Here is a 12,296-nt window from a genome sequence, read left to right as displayed (position 1 = left end):
ATTAACCGTTAAATACTTTGTTCATACTAATGCCACGCTCGCCAGCTACGGTGTAAGCATCACGCAGCTCACTAAGAGCCAAGATTGTAGCCTTAACCAAGTTGTGAGCATTGGAAGAGCCCTTAGACTTTGCAATCACATCCTTGACACCTACGCTCTCCAGTACAGCACGCATAGCACCACCAGCCTTAAGACCAGTACCGGCAGCAGCGGGCTTGAGAAGAACTTTGGCACCACTGAAAGCCACTTCAACCTCGTGAGGAATGGTACCCTTCAGTACAGGAACCTTAACAAGGTTCTTCTTGGCAGCCTCGGTACCCTTGGAAATTGCAGCGGTAACCTCGCCAGCCTTACCAAGGCCCCAACCGATAACACCATTGCCATCACCTACAACGACGATAGCAGCGAATGTAAAGGTGCGACCACCTTTGGTAACCTTGGTTACTCGATTGATAGCAACCAAGCGGTCTTTCAATTCAACGTCACTATTTATTCTTACTTTATTCATTGCCATAATCGTTTAAAATTTAAGACCACCTTCGCGTGCTGCATCAGCCAAAGCCTGTACACGTCCGTGATAGAGATAACCATTACGGTCGAAAACAACACTCTCAACACCGGCTTTCTTGGCATTCTCGGCTACGAGAGCACCAACCTTCTTGGCCTGCTCAATCTTGGCCATCTTTTCGAGACCGAGAGAAGAAGCTGAAGCCAAAGTTGTACCAGTAAGGTCGTTGATAACCTGTGCATAAATTTGCTTGTTAGAACGGAATACGCTGAGACGAGGACGCTCTGCGGTACCATTCACACTCTTGCGAATACGGAATTTTATCTTGATTCGTCTTTCTACTTTCTTTGTTGTCATAATCGTAAATAATTAAAAGATTACTTAGCGGCAGCTGTCTTACCAGACTTTCTGCGGATAACCTCACCTTTGAACAAGATACCCTTACCTTTATATGGTTCAGGCTTGCGGAAAGAACGAATTTTTGCACAGATGAGACCAAGAAGCTGCTTGTCACAGCTCTCCAGTATGATGATAGGATTCTGGTTTCTCTCAGACTTTGTCTCAACCTTAACCTCCTTAGGAAGTTGGATAAAGATAGGGTGAGTATAACCCAAAGAGAACTCGATAAGATTACCCTGATTTGAAACACGATAACCTACACCTACGAGCTCCAATGTCTTGCTATAACCAGCGCTGACACCTACTACCATGTTGTTTACCAGTGAACGGTAAAGTCCGTGGAAAGCCTGCTTCTGCTTGTAGTTTACGGGGCTGTTCTCATCGATTTCGAACACGATGCTACCATCGGTCAAAGTCAGTTTGATTGAGGGGTCAATCCACTGAGAGAGCTCACCCTTAGGACCCTTAACATTAACGATGTTGGTCTTCTCGTCGAAGTTAACTGTAACTCCTGCGGGAATATTAATTGGCAATTTACCTATTCTTGACATAATTAAATCCTCCAATTAATTAATAAACATAACAAAGAACCTCACCGCCAATCTTGAGGGCAGCTGCTTCCTTATCAGTCATAACACCTTGAGATGTAGATATAATGGCTATACCTAATCCGTTAATTACTCTCGGCATGTCCTTGTAACCGGTATACTTACGGAGACCAGGAGTAGACACACGCTTCAGACACTTGATAGCGTTCTGCTTGGTGTTGTTGTCATACTTCAAGGCAACTTTAATAGTACCCTGGGGACCATCTTCTACGAACTTGTAGTTCAGAATGTAACCCTTCTCGAAGAGAATCTTGGTAATAGACTTCTTCATGTTTGACGCAGGAACCTCAACAACTCTGTGATGAGCCATGATTGCGTTTCTGAGTCTTGTCAGATAATCTGCTATTGGATCTGTCATATAAATAAATGTTTAATTAATCGGGACTACCCCGACAATATTAAAAAAAATTCGTTGTGATTTTTCGTAAGAACACGGAAGAAACAGTTTCTTCCGCATTCTCTGAAATATCTTACCAGCTTGCTTTCTTTACTCCAGGTATGAGACCCTGAGAAGCCATTTCGCGGAACTGGATACGAGAGATACCGAACTGGCGGATATAACCCTTTGGACGACCAGTGATCTTGCAACGGTTGTGCAGGCGAATTGGATTAGCGTTCTTGGGAATAGACTGAAGTTTACGAGCAGCCTCATAAGCCTCTGCGATATCGTCAGTGGTCGCAATAATTTTCTTTAGAGCTGCACGCTTTTCAGCATAGCGAGCTACCAATTTTGCGCGCTTAACCTCGCGGGCCTTCATTGATTCTTTTGCCATATCTATTAATCGTTTTTAGCATTCTTGAATGGGAGACCGAAAGCCTTGAGCAGAGCATAACCTTCTTCATCTGTGCTTGCAGAAGTTACGAAAGTAATGTTCATACCCTGGATGCGATCTACCTGATCAATATTGATTTCAGGGAAGATAATCTGCTCTGAAACGCCGAGAGTATAGTTACCACGACCGTCAAACTTGCTTTCGATACCCTTGAAGTCACGGATACGGGGAAGAGCCACACGGATAAGTTTCTCGAGGAACTCATACATGCGCTCACGACGCAATGTTACCATGACACCGATAGGCATCTTCTTACGCAGCTTGAAGTTTGCGATATCCTTCTTAGAATATGTAGCAACAGCCTTCTGACCGGTAATGGCTGAAATCTCATTAATGGCTACATCGATGATTTTCTTATCCTGTGTAGCGTCACCGAGACCCTGGTTAATAACGATTTTCTTCAGGACAGGAATTTGCATTGCTGAAGAATAGTTGAACTGCTTCTGGAGAGCAGGTGCTATAGTCTCATTATAGACTTTCTTTAACTGTGCTGTATCCATTACTTAATTACCTCCCCTGATTTTTTAGCGATACGGATTACGTTCTTGCCTTCGTGCTTGATGGCAACACGAGTAGCCTTACCACTCTTTGGATCTATCAAACTCAAATTTGAGATATGAATAGGTGCTTCTTGTTTTACAATACCGCCTTGTGGGTTCTTTGCAGAAGGCTTTGTACTCTTAGATACAATATTGACGCCCTCAACGATGGCACGGTTATCGCTAACCATTACCTTGAGCACCTTACCGGTTTTGCCCTTGTCACGTCCGGCAAGAACAACAACCATATCGTCTTTTCTAATATGTAACTTAGTCATTGATTACTAATTTTAAAAATTAAAGAACCTCAGGTGCCAAAGAAACAACCTTCATATTTACGGCACGGAGCTCACGAGCAACAGGACCGAAGATACGGCTTCCACGGAGCTCACCAGCATTGTTGAGCAACACACAAGCGTTGTCATCAAAGCGTATATATGAACCGTCGGCACGACGAATTTCCTTTTTTGTGCGAACGATCAAAGCCTTAGATACCGCTCCCTTTTTCAAATCACTTGAAGGTACAACGTTCTTGACAGCAACGACAATCACGTCACCAACACTGGCATAACGGCGGCGTGTACCACCGAGGACACGAATACACAGAGCCTCGCGTGCACCACTGTTATCACATACTGTAAGTCTTGATTCTGCCTGTATCATAATTACTTAGCTTTTTCAACGATTTGTACTAATCTCCATCTCTTTGTCTTAGACAGAGGACGAGTCTCCATGATCTGTACTGTATCACCTACATTAGCCTCATTGTTCTCGTCATGTGCATGGTACTTCTTCGTCTTCTGAACGAATTTACCATAAATAGGGTGCATCTCCTTAAACTTAGCTGCAATAACAATGGTTTTATCCATTTTGTTGCTGATAACGACACCCTGTCTTACTTTTCTTAAATTTCTTGTTTCCATCTGGACCATTGTTATTTATTAAGTTCTCTCTGACGAAGCACTGTCTTCATGCGTGCGATATCACGACGTGCAGCCTTAATCTGTGATGGATTTTCAAGAGGAGTAACACTATGGTTGAGCTTCATCTGGTGAAGTGCAGCCTCTGCATTCTCCAATTTCTCGCGCAGATCCTTGTCGGCGAGTTCTTTTACTTCATTAATCTTCATAGCTTAAGCGTTTTTGTCGTAATCACGTCTTACAATAAATTTTGTCTTAACGGGGAGCTTCTGAGCTGCGAGGCGCAGAGCCTCTTTAGCAATGTCGAAAGATACTCCCTCTACTTCAAAGAGGACACGGCCAGGTGTTACAGGTGCAACCCATCCTGCGGGATCACCCTTACCCTTACCCATACGTACGTCAGCAGGCTTACGTGTAATAGGTTTGTCGGGGAAAATGCGGATCCAAACTTGACCCTGACGGTTCATGTGACGGTTTACTGCCACACGAGCTGCTTCTATCTGTCGGCTGTCAATCCATTTAGCCTCAAGTGTCTTGATACCAAATGAGCCGAAAGCCAGCTGTGTACCACGGTGAGCGTTGCCTTTGTTGCCACGTCCATCTTGTGGTCTTCTATATTTTACTCTTTTAGGCTGTAACATGATAACTTCTTCTTTTAACGGTTATTGTTTCTTCTACGATTACCGCGACCACGTCCGCCGTTGTTTGAGCGACCGGCATTCTGCTTCTCCTGAGTGAAGTTAGGAGTAAGGTCACGCTTTCCGTAAACCTCACCACGGCAAATCCACACTTTGATACCGAGAAGACCTACCTTGGTAAGTGCTTCTGCCTGGCAGTAATCGATATCGGCACGGAATGTGTGCAGAGGAGTACGTCCCTCTTTGTACATTTCCTTACGTGCCATTTCAGCACCATTCAGACGGCCACAGATTTGAATCTTGACACCCTCGGCACCAGCACGCATTGTATTCTGAATAGCCATCTTGATAGCACGGCGGTATGCAACCTTACCTTCTACCTGGCGAGCGATGTTATTGCCTACAATTGTAGCATCCAGATCGGGCTTCTTAACTTCAAATATGTTAATCTGAATATCCTTCTTATAGAGTTTCTTCAACTCTTCCTTCAGTTTGTCAACATCTTGACCACCTTTACCAATGACGAGACCCGGACGGGCTGTGCAAATAGTGATGGTGACGAGCTTCAGTGTACGCTCGATGACAATCTTAGATACGTTAGCCTTAGCCAGACGCTCATTGAGATATTTACGGATTTTACGGTCTTCGACCAGGTTGTCTCCGAAATTCTTGCCACCAAACCAATTTGATTCCCAACCACGGATAATACCCAGTCGGTTGCTTATCGGATTTACTTTCTGTCCCATTCTATTTATTATTTTTCGTCGTTAGTTTTGGCATCAACAAACAAAGTTACATGATTAGAACGCTTACGGATTCTGTAACCACGACCCTGTGGTGCAGGTCTCATACGCTTCATTGTAACGCCTTCGTCTACGAAGACCTTACTGATATAAAGCTCTCCGTCTTCAGCCTTGCGTTCGTTCTTATTCTCCCAGTTAGCGATAGCTGAGCGCAGCAGTTTCTCAACATCTGCGGCAGCCTGCTTTTTAGAGAATCGTAATACGCCGAGTGCGCGGTTTACCTCCATGCCACGAACCATATCTACGACATATCGCATCTTACGTGGTGATGAGGGCACGCCATTCAGCTTAGCGAAATACAAATTTTTGCGAGCAGCCTTAAGCTTTTCAGCTGCTTCATGTTTTCTTGCTCCCATTAGTTATGTTATTTACTTTAAAATGGTTTGCCTAATTTACTTTCTATTACCAGAGTGACCACCAAAGCGACGTGTGAGAGAGAATTCTCCAAGCTTATGGCCTACCATGTTCTCGGTAATGTAAACAGGGATAAATTTATTTCCGTTGTGAACAGCAACAGTATGCCCTACGAAATCGGGTGATATCATTGATGCTCTGGCCCAAGTCTTTACGACGGTCTTCTTACCGCTTTCGTTCATAGCAAGAATCTTCTTCTCGAGCGATACGTTGATATATGGACCTTTTTTAAGAGAACGACTCATAATTTACTCTTTATTTTTTATTAGCTCTTTCGATAATATACTTGTTAGAATGCTTCTTAGGTGCACGTGTCTTCAGACCCTTAGCGTAGAGACCCTTACGTGAACGTGGATGACCACCAGACTGACGGCCTTCACCACCACCCATTGGGTGATCATGGGGGTTCATAACAACACCACGGTTGTGAGGACGACGACCCAACCAGCGTGAGCGACCAGCCTTACCAGACTGCTCGAGAGCGTGGTCAGAGTTTCCAACACTTCCTACTGTAGCCTTACAAGCAGAGAGAATCTTACGAGTCTCGCCTGAAGGGAGCTTAATAACACAATAACTGCCCTCACGAGAAGTCAACTGAGCGAAATTACCAGCCGAACGAACGAGCAGAGCACCCTGACCAGGACGCAGCTCAAGGTTGTGAACTACTGTACCTACAGGAATGTTAGCCAAAGGAAGAGCATTACCGATTTCAGGAGCAGCATCTGCACCTGACATTACGGTAGCACCTACCTTGAGTCCGTTAGGAGCAACAATGTAACGCTTTTCACCATCAGCGTAATACAGCAATGCTATACGTGCAGATCTGTTAGGATCATACTCGATAGACTTTACAACTGCTGGAACACCATCTTTCTCACGTTTGAAGTCGATAAGACGATACTTCTTCTTGTGACCACCGCCCATATAGCGGACAGTCATTTTACCGGTGTTGTTACGACCACCGGTAGAACGCTTACCGTAAACGAGAGACTTCTCTGGCACGGATGCAGTAATCTCTTCGAACGTGCCAATAACTTTGTGTCTTTGTCCCGGTGTAACGGGATTAAATTTACGTACTGCCATTTTCTATTTAGATATTGCTATAAAAATCAATTGTATCGCCTTCTTTCAAAGTAACGATAGCTTTCTTGAACGAGTTCTTCTGTCCCTTAACCAAGCCAGCCTTGGTGTAACGGGCAGAACGCTTGCCAGCATAAACTGCTGTGTTTACATCTACTACAGTAACATTGTACAGACTCTCGACTTCAGCCTTAATTTGGAGTTTATTAGCCTCAGGACGAACTACGAAGCCGAAACGATTCGACATCTTCTCTGTAATGTTGTTCATCTTCTCAGTAACCAATGGTTTGATAATAAATGCCATATTCTAATTCTCCTTATTTCATTAAGATTTCGTCGATAACCTTGAGAGAATTCTCAGTTACTACCAGCACGTCTGCGTTCAAAACTTTGTAAGTATTTACTGCAGAAGCGAGGATAACTTCAGAGCCCTTCAAATTACGAGCCGACAAATATACGTTTTTATTGCTTTCTGGCAAAACAACAAGGGTCTTTTTGCCTTCAACTTTAAGATTTTTAGTAATATTTACAAAATCTTTAGTCTTGGGGGCCTCAAAAGTGAAGTCTTCAACCACAACAACAGCATTCTCCTGTGCCTTATAAGACAGGGCTGATTTGCGAGCGAGTACCTTAACTTTCTTGTTCAGCTTGAAGCCGTAATCGCGAGGCTTGGGACCGAATACACGACCACCACCTACGAGTACAGGTGAGTTGATATCACCACGGCGAGCACCACCGCCACCTTTCTGACGTCCAAGTTTACGAGTAGAACCGCTCATTTCGCTTCTTTCCTTTGACTTGGCTGTACCCTGACGCTGATTAGCAAGATACTGCTTTACATCAAGATAAAGAACGTGATCGTTAGGCTCAATTCCAAAGATAGCATCATTGAGAACTACCTTTCTTCCGGTCTCCTGACCGTTGATATTTAATACGCTAACTTCCATTTACTTCTCAATTAAAACGGTTGAACCATTGCATCCAGCGAAAGAGCCCTTAACGATAAGAAGGTTCTGTTCTGGAATTACCTTTAACACCTTAAGGTTCTGAGTTGTTACGCGGTCGCCACCCATCTGGCCACCCATGCGCATGCCCTTGAATACCTTTGCGGGGTAAGAACAAGCACCGATAGAACCGGGCTTACGAGCGCGGTCATCCTGACCGTGAGTAGACTGGCCTACACCACCGAAACCATGGCGCTTAACAACACCCTGGAAGCCTTTACCCTTAGAGGTACCGATTACGTCTACAAATTCGGCGTCATTGAACAACTCTACAGTGATAGTGTCACCGAGATTGTACTCCTCATCAAATTTGAACTCGGCCAAGTGCTTTTTTGGTGTTGTGCCGGCCTTCTTGAAGTGTCCCTGCAAAGGCATAGAAGTATTCTTCTCCTTAGCCTCAGCGAAACCCAACTGTACAGCCTTGTAACCATCCTTCTCTACGGTTTTAACCTGGGTTACAACACAAGGACCAGCTTCGATAACAGTGCACGGAATATTCTTACCGTCGGCACTGAAAACGGATGTCATTCCGATTTTTTTTCCTAATAATCCTGGCATTTCTTTAATGAATAAATAATTAAACTACAAATTAGACCTTAATCTCAACTTCTACACCACTGGGCAATTCAAGTTTCATCAGCGCATCAACTGTCTTGGCAGTTGAACTATAGATATCAATCAAGCGCTTGAAGTCAGAGAGCTGGAACTGCTCACGGGCTTTCTTGTTAACGAATGTACTGCGGTTAACAGTGTAAATACGCTTGTGTGTTGGCAATGGAATAGGACCGCTGACGATGGCGCCGGTGGCCTTAACAGCCTTCACGATTTTCTCTGCTGACTTGTCAACCAACTGGTGGTCGTAAGACTTCAGCTTAATTCTGATTTTCTGACTCATTGTCTTTTACTTTATTAATATTAGTAATTGTAATAGGAGGAGAGATACGCTGCTTAAGAGTCATTCGCTAAGCAGCGTCTCTCTTCCAGTATTGATTTTGCTATTAAAGGAGCTCTGAGTGACCGTTCTGCTCATCCAACACTGCCTTGGCAATGGCTGTTGATACAGGAGCGTGGTGATCATACTCCATAGAGCTTGTAGCACGACCAGAGGTGATGGTGCGCAGAGCAGTTACATAACCGAACATTTCTGCCAGAGGAACCATAGCCTTAACCACGCGGGCACCGCTACGGCCTTCCTCCATACCCTGAACCATACCACGACGCTTGTTCAAGTCGCCGATTACATCACCCATGTTCTCTTCGGGAGTAACTACCTCGACTTTCATGATGGGCTCCATCAGTACGGGCTTAGCCTTAGGACAGAGAACCTTGAATGCCTGGTGAGCTACGAGCTCGAATGACAACTGGTCTGAGTCAACGGGGTGGAAGCTACCATCGGTAAGAGTAACCTTCATACCTGTCATGGGGAAGCCACCGAGAACACCGTTGGCGAGGCAGTCCTTGAATCCCTTCTCTACAGAGGGGATGAACTCCTTAGGAATGTTACCACCCTTAACCTCGTTGATGAACTGCAGGTCGCCATCCTTGTAGTCTTCGTCCTTAGGACCGATTGTAACATCGATACAAGCGAACTTACCACGACCACCACTCTGCTTCTTGTAAGTCTCACGGCTCTGGGCTGTGCCGATAATGGCCTCCTTGTAGTTAACCTGGGGCTTACCCTGGTTACATTCTACCTTGAACTCACGCTTCAGACGGTCGATGATGATGTCGAGGTGAAGCTCACCCATACCAGAGATAATGGTCTGACCACTCTGCTCGTCGGTACGAACGGTGAATGTGGGGTCTTCCTCAGCCAGCTTGGCAAGACCGTTGTCCAGCTTGGCAACATCGGCCTGGCTCTTGGGCTCTACAGCGATAGAGATCACGGTATCGGGGAAGGTCATAGACTCAAGAACGATGGGCTTAGACTCATCGCAGAGAGTATCACCAGTACGGATATCCTTGAAGCCTACACCTGCACCGATATCACCGGCGTCGATTGACTCCATTGGGATTTCCTTGTTAGAGTTCATCTGGAACAGACGGCTGATACGCTCCTTCTTGCCTGAGCGGGGGTTGTACACGTAAGAACCGGCAACAACCTTACCAGAGTAGACACGGAAGAATACCAGACGGCCCATGAATGGGTCAGTGGCAATCTTGAATGCCAAAGCCGATGTAGGCTCGTCCTCAGAAGGCTTGCGATCCTCCTCTTCCTCAGTATCGGGGTTGGCACCCACGATAGCCTCTGTATCCAGAGGTGAGGGAAGGAATGCACAAGTATAGTCAAGCAGAGGCTGTACACCCTTGTTCTTGTAAGAAGAACCGAGCAACATAGGAGTAATCTCCATAGCGATGGTACCCTTACGGATAGCGGCGATAAGCTGCTCTTCAGAAATCTCAGCACCTTCGAGATACTTCTCCATCAGGTCGTCGTCGAAGTTGGCAGCATTCTCTACCATCTTCTCTCTCCACTCATTGGCCTCGTCAACGAGGTCAGCGGGGATATCCTCAATATCGTATTCAGCGCCCATAGTCTCATCGTGCCACAGGATAGCCTTCATCTTGATAAGGTCAACGAGACCCTTGAAGTTTTCCTCTGCACCGATTGGAATCTGGATAGGACAGGGGTTGGCACCCAGGATGTCCTTCATCTGCTGTACGGTCTCGAAGAAGTCGGCACCCGAACGGTCCATCTTGTTCACATAACCGATACGGGGTACATTGTACTTGTCGGCCTGACGCCATACAGTCTCAGACTGTGGCTGAACGCCATCGGCTGCTGAATAAGTAGCGATAGCACCATCGAGAACGCGGAGTGAGCGCTCTACCTCTGCGGTGAAGTCAACGTGTCCGGGAGTATCGATAAGGTTTATCTTGTACTGCTTGTTGTTCCAAGTCCAGTTACAAGTGGTGGCAGCAGAGGTGATAGTGATACCACGCTCCTGCTCCTGTGCCATCCAGTCCATTGTTGCAGCACCGTCGTGCACCTCACCAATCTTGTGGGTCTTACCGGTGTAGAACAGGATACGCTCAGATGTAGTCGTCTTACCGGCATCGATGTGTGCCATAATACCGATATTACGAGTCAAATGTAAATCGCGGTTTGCCATTTTCTTTTATTCCTTATATATATGTAATGATTAGAATCTGAAGTGAGCGAATGCGCGGTTAGCCTCAGCCATACGGTGCATGTCTTCCTTACGCTTGTAAGCGCCACCCTGATTGTTGAATGCGTCCATAATCTCTGCAGCGAGCTTGTCTGCCATGGTCTTACCACCACGCTTGCGAGCGAAAGCGATAAGGTTCTTCATAGAGATGCTCTCCTTGCGGTCGGGACGGATTTCGGTAGGAACCTGGAAAGTGGCACCACCGATACGACGGCTCTTTACTTCTACCTGGGGAGTGATATTGTCGAGGGCCTGCTTCCAAATCTCCAGGGGAGACTTCTCTTCATTAGCCATCTTCTCCTTTACGACATCAAGAGACTTGTAGAAAATTTCGTATGAAGCATTCTTCTTGCCATCATACATCAAGTGGTTCACGAACTTAGAGACCTTCTGGTCGTTGAACACGGGATCCGGAAGAATCACGCGCTTCTTTGGTTTTGCTTTTCTCATTGCTTTTGTTAAATTAATATTCTGCGGAGGCTGCTCATTTGTTCTTCAACGCCAGCTCTCTGGCATTTACTCAACCTTGACTTATTCTCCAGCAAAACGATTATAATGTTTCTTTTGTTTTACACGCCGCAAGTCCTCAGGCTTCTCCGCCTGTGAACTTTCGGCATATACATCTTCGGGCTATTACTTCTTAGCCTTAGGACGCTTTGCACCATACTTAGAACGGCGCTGTGTACGGTTTGCGACACCTGCGGTATCCAAAGTACCACGAACGATGTGATAACGTACACCGGGGAGGTCCTTAACACGACCACCACGTACCAGTACGATAGAGTGCTCCTGCAGGTTGTGGCCCTCTCCTGGGATGTAAGAGTTCACTTCCTTCTGGTTTGTCAAACGCACACGGGCAACTTTTCTCATTGCCGAATTAGGCTTCTTAGGTGTTGTAGTATAGACACGAACGCATACACCACGACGCTGGGGACAATTGTCCAACGCGGGAGACTTGCTCTTATCTACCAACACGTTTCTGCCTTTTCTTACCAATTGTTGAATTGTAGGCATAGTTTTACTTTTTTAATTTATATATTTATTTTTGTTATTATCAATCGATTGCGACGGTATTTATGATGCCGTTTCGGGCTGCAAAGTTACATATTTTCTATCAAACCACCTAATTATACATATTATAAAGCGCTTCCAGATAGTAAAATTTAACAGTTAGTTGTGTTTTTTATATATTTTTCACCGCCAAAATCATCTCGAGCGTGCCCTTGATAGTCATTTTTGTCACAAAAACAAGCTGCCCGCGCAGGAAAATGACCTCCCTTGCGCTGACTGTGTGCGCACACATTACCGCAACCCTCTATACGCCCCGGTTCAGCGCCTTTGAGTATCAGTTTTTGCCCTTTCAATCCTGACACCCAACCC

General features: G+C 45.5%; 23 protein-coding genes. All 23 read right to left on the bottom strand.

Annotated features, from left to right (window positions below):
• Position 1: 1 nt before the first annotated feature.
• The gene (gene rpsE, locus CIK92_RS04395) at positions 2 to 514 is read right to left on the bottom strand and encodes a 30S ribosomal protein S5 (protein WP_094386830.1); all 513 of its coding nucleotides are present in this window, start codon (positions 512 to 514) and stop codon (positions 2 to 4) included.
• Positions 515 to 520: 6 nt separating this feature from the next.
• Positions 521 to 865, bottom strand: a complete 345-nt coding sequence (rplR, locus tag CIK92_RS04390) for a 50S ribosomal protein L18 (RefSeq protein WP_022311355.1) — start codon at positions 863 to 865, stop codon at positions 521 to 523.
• Positions 866 to 885: 20 nt separating this feature from the next.
• Positions 886 to 1,458 carry a 50S ribosomal protein L6 gene (gene rplF / locus CIK92_RS04385; RefSeq protein WP_022311354.1) on the bottom strand — a complete coding sequence of 191 codons (573 nt, stop codon included), beginning with the start codon at positions 1,456 to 1,458 and terminating at the stop codon, positions 886 to 888.
• Positions 1,459 to 1,477: 19 nt separating this feature from the next.
• Entirely contained in the window at positions 1,478 to 1,873 is a 396-nt protein-coding gene (rpsH, locus tag CIK92_RS04380; RefSeq protein ID WP_022311353.1) for a 30S ribosomal protein S8, read from the bottom strand.
• A gap of 112 nt (positions 1,874 to 1,985) precedes the next feature.
• Positions 1,986 to 2,288 (bottom strand): 30S ribosomal protein S14, encoded by a 303-nt coding sequence (gene rpsN, locus CIK92_RS04375; protein WP_022311352.1) that lies wholly within the window; start codon positions 2,286 to 2,288, stop codon positions 1,986 to 1,988.
• 5 nt (positions 2,289 to 2,293) lie between these two features.
• Positions 2,294 to 2,848 carry a 50S ribosomal protein L5 gene (gene rplE, locus CIK92_RS04370; RefSeq protein ID WP_022311351.1) on the bottom strand — a complete coding sequence of 185 codons (555 nt, stop codon included), beginning with the start codon at positions 2,846 to 2,848 and terminating at the stop codon, positions 2,294 to 2,296.
• Entirely contained in the window at positions 2,848 to 3,165 is a 318-nt protein-coding gene (rplX, locus tag CIK92_RS04365; RefSeq protein ID WP_022311350.1) for a 50S ribosomal protein L24, read from the bottom strand. The genes rplE and rplX overlap by 1 nt, the downstream gene beginning before the upstream one ends.
• A gap of 19 nt (positions 3,166 to 3,184) precedes the next feature.
• Positions 3,185 to 3,550, bottom strand: coding sequence for a 50S ribosomal protein L14 (gene rplN / locus CIK92_RS04360; protein WP_022311349.1), 366 nt, complete (start codon positions 3,548 to 3,550; stop codon positions 3,185 to 3,187).
• A 2-nt stretch (positions 3,551 to 3,552) separates the two neighbouring features.
• Positions 3,553 to 3,819 (bottom strand): 30S ribosomal protein S17, encoded by a 267-nt coding sequence (rpsQ, locus tag CIK92_RS04355; RefSeq protein ID WP_094386829.1) that lies wholly within the window; start codon positions 3,817 to 3,819, stop codon positions 3,553 to 3,555.
• 2 nt (positions 3,820 to 3,821) lie between these two features.
• Positions 3,822 to 4,016, bottom strand: coding sequence for a 50S ribosomal protein L29 (rpmC, locus tag CIK92_RS04350; protein ID WP_022311347.1), 195 nt, complete (start codon positions 4,014 to 4,016; stop codon positions 3,822 to 3,824).
• A gap of 3 nt (positions 4,017 to 4,019) precedes the next feature.
• Entirely contained in the window at positions 4,020 to 4,448 is a 429-nt protein-coding gene (gene rplP, locus CIK92_RS04345; protein ID WP_022311346.1) for a 50S ribosomal protein L16, read from the bottom strand.
• Between the two features lie 14 nt (positions 4,449 to 4,462).
• The gene (gene rpsC, locus CIK92_RS04340; RefSeq protein WP_022311345.1) at positions 4,463 to 5,191 is read right to left on the bottom strand and encodes a 30S ribosomal protein S3; all 729 of its coding nucleotides are present in this window, start codon (positions 5,189 to 5,191) and stop codon (positions 4,463 to 4,465) included.
• Between the two features lie 8 nt (positions 5,192 to 5,199).
• Positions 5,200 to 5,604, bottom strand: a complete 405-nt coding sequence (rplV, locus tag CIK92_RS04335; RefSeq protein WP_022311344.1) for a 50S ribosomal protein L22 — start codon at positions 5,602 to 5,604, stop codon at positions 5,200 to 5,202.
• Between the two features lie 36 nt (positions 5,605 to 5,640).
• Positions 5,641 to 5,907 carry a 30S ribosomal protein S19 gene (gene rpsS / locus CIK92_RS04330; protein WP_022311343.1) on the bottom strand — a complete coding sequence of 89 codons (267 nt, stop codon included), beginning with the start codon at positions 5,905 to 5,907 and terminating at the stop codon, positions 5,641 to 5,643.
• Positions 5,908 to 5,917: 10 nt separating this feature from the next.
• Complete coding sequence (rplB, locus tag CIK92_RS04325) at positions 5,918 to 6,745, bottom strand: 50S ribosomal protein L2 (protein WP_022311342.1); 828 nt, start codon at positions 6,743 to 6,745, stop codon at positions 5,918 to 5,920.
• 7 nt (positions 6,746 to 6,752) lie between these two features.
• On the bottom strand, positions 6,753 to 7,046 hold the full coding sequence (gene rplW, locus CIK92_RS04320) for a 50S ribosomal protein L23 (RefSeq protein ID WP_022311341.1): 294 nt from the start codon (positions 7,044 to 7,046) through the stop codon (positions 6,753 to 6,755).
• A gap of 13 nt (positions 7,047 to 7,059) precedes the next feature.
• Positions 7,060 to 7,689, bottom strand: a complete 630-nt coding sequence (gene rplD, locus CIK92_RS04315; protein WP_094386828.1) for a 50S ribosomal protein L4 — start codon at positions 7,687 to 7,689, stop codon at positions 7,060 to 7,062.
• A complete protein-coding gene (gene rplC, locus CIK92_RS04310) occupies positions 7,690 to 8,304 on the bottom strand; it encodes a 50S ribosomal protein L3 (protein ID WP_094386827.1) in 615 nt (204 codons plus the stop codon).
• Positions 8,305 to 8,335: 31 nt separating this feature from the next.
• Positions 8,336 to 8,641: a 30S ribosomal protein S10 gene (gene rpsJ / locus CIK92_RS04305; protein WP_022311338.1), complete on the bottom strand. Its 306-nt coding sequence runs from the start codon at positions 8,639 to 8,641 to the stop codon at positions 8,336 to 8,338.
• 103 nt (positions 8,642 to 8,744) lie between these two features.
• Positions 8,745 to 10,859 carry an elongation factor G gene (gene fusA / locus CIK92_RS04300; RefSeq protein ID WP_094388293.1) on the bottom strand — a complete coding sequence of 705 codons (2,115 nt, stop codon included), beginning with the start codon at positions 10,857 to 10,859 and terminating at the stop codon, positions 8,745 to 8,747.
• A gap of 30 nt (positions 10,860 to 10,889) precedes the next feature.
• The gene (gene rpsG, locus CIK92_RS04295) at positions 10,890 to 11,366 is read right to left on the bottom strand and encodes a 30S ribosomal protein S7 (protein ID WP_022311336.1); all 477 of its coding nucleotides are present in this window, start codon (positions 11,364 to 11,366) and stop codon (positions 10,890 to 10,892) included.
• A gap of 183 nt (positions 11,367 to 11,549) precedes the next feature.
• Positions 11,550 to 11,930 (bottom strand): 30S ribosomal protein S12, encoded by a 381-nt coding sequence (gene rpsL, locus CIK92_RS04290; RefSeq protein WP_022311335.1) that lies wholly within the window; start codon positions 11,928 to 11,930, stop codon positions 11,550 to 11,552.
• A 149-nt stretch (positions 11,931 to 12,079) separates the two neighbouring features.
• A partial coding sequence (locus tag CIK92_RS13970; protein WP_216822218.1) for a hypothetical protein occupies positions 12,080 to 12,296 on the bottom strand: 217 nt, incomplete at its 5' end.

Origin of the sequence: Prevotella sp. P4-67 (genome assembly GCF_002251325.1) — a bacterium.
Taxonomy (GTDB): Bacteria; Bacteroidota; Bacteroidia; order Bacteroidales; family Bacteroidaceae; genus Prevotella.
This window is presented reverse-complemented; position numbering and strand designations above follow the sequence as displayed.

Coding starts and splice junctions, on each gene's coding strand:
- rpsJ (WP_022311338.1), bottom strand. CDS start 8,641: ATGAGTCAGAAAATCAGAATTAAGCTGAAGTCTTACGACCACCAGTTG.
- rpsE (WP_094386830.1), bottom strand. CDS start 514: ATGGCAATGAATAAAGTAAGAATAAATAGTGACGTTGAATTGAAAGAC.
- rpsL (WP_022311335.1), bottom strand. CDS start 11,930: ATGCCTACAATTCAACAATTGGTAAGAAAAGGCAGAAACGTGTTGGTA.
- rpsQ (WP_094386829.1), bottom strand. CDS start 3,819: ATGGTCCAGATGGAAACAAGAAATTTAAGAAAAGTAAGACAGGGTGTC.
- rpsS (WP_022311343.1), bottom strand. CDS start 5,907: ATGAGTCGTTCTCTTAAAAAAGGTCCATATATCAACGTATCGCTCGAG.
- rplW (WP_022311341.1), bottom strand. CDS start 7,046: ATGGCATTTATTATCAAACCATTGGTTACTGAGAAGATGAACAACATT.
- rpsH (WP_022311353.1), bottom strand. CDS start 1,873: ATGACAGATCCAATAGCAGATTATCTGACAAGACTCAGAAACGCAATC.
- rplE (WP_022311351.1), bottom strand. CDS start 2,848: ATGGATACAGCACAGTTAAAGAAAGTCTATAATGAGACTATAGCACCT.
- rplD (WP_094386828.1), bottom strand. CDS start 7,689: ATGGAAGTTAGCGTATTAAATATCAACGGTCAGGAGACCGGAAGAAAG.
- rplP (WP_022311346.1), bottom strand. CDS start 4,448: ATGTTACAGCCTAAAAGAGTAAAATATAGAAGACCACAAGATGGACGT.
- rplC (WP_094386827.1), bottom strand. CDS start 8,304: ATGCCAGGATTATTAGGAAAAAAAATCGGAATGACATCCGTTTTCAGT.
- rplX (WP_022311350.1), bottom strand. CDS start 3,165: ATGACTAAGTTACATATTAGAAAAGACGATATGGTTGTTGTTCTTGCC.
- rplF (WP_022311354.1), bottom strand. CDS start 1,458: ATGTCAAGAATAGGTAAATTGCCAATTAATATTCCCGCAGGAGTTACA.
- fusA (WP_094388293.1), bottom strand. CDS start 10,859: ATGGCAAACCGCGATTTACATTTGACTCGTAATATCGGTATTATGGCA.
- rpsC (WP_022311345.1), bottom strand. CDS start 5,191: ATGGGACAGAAAGTAAATCCGATAAGCAACCGACTGGGTATTATCCGT.
- rpsG (WP_022311336.1), bottom strand. CDS start 11,366: ATGAGAAAAGCAAAACCAAAGAAGCGCGTGATTCTTCCGGATCCCGTG.
- rplR (WP_022311355.1), bottom strand. CDS start 865: ATGACAACAAAGAAAGTAGAAAGACGAATCAAGATAAAATTCCGTATT.
- rpmC (WP_022311347.1), bottom strand. CDS start 4,016: ATGAAGATTAATGAAGTAAAAGAACTCGCCGACAAGGATCTGCGCGAG.
- rplB (WP_022311342.1), bottom strand. CDS start 6,745: ATGGCAGTACGTAAATTTAATCCCGTTACACCGGGACAAAGACACAAA.
- rplV (WP_022311344.1), bottom strand. CDS start 5,604: ATGGGAGCAAGAAAACATGAAGCAGCTGAAAAGCTTAAGGCTGCTCGC.
- rpsN (WP_022311352.1), bottom strand. CDS start 2,288: ATGGCAAAAGAATCAATGAAGGCCCGCGAGGTTAAGCGCGCAAAATTG.
- rplN (WP_022311349.1), bottom strand. CDS start 3,550: ATGATACAGGCAGAATCAAGACTTACAGTATGTGATAACAGTGGTGCA.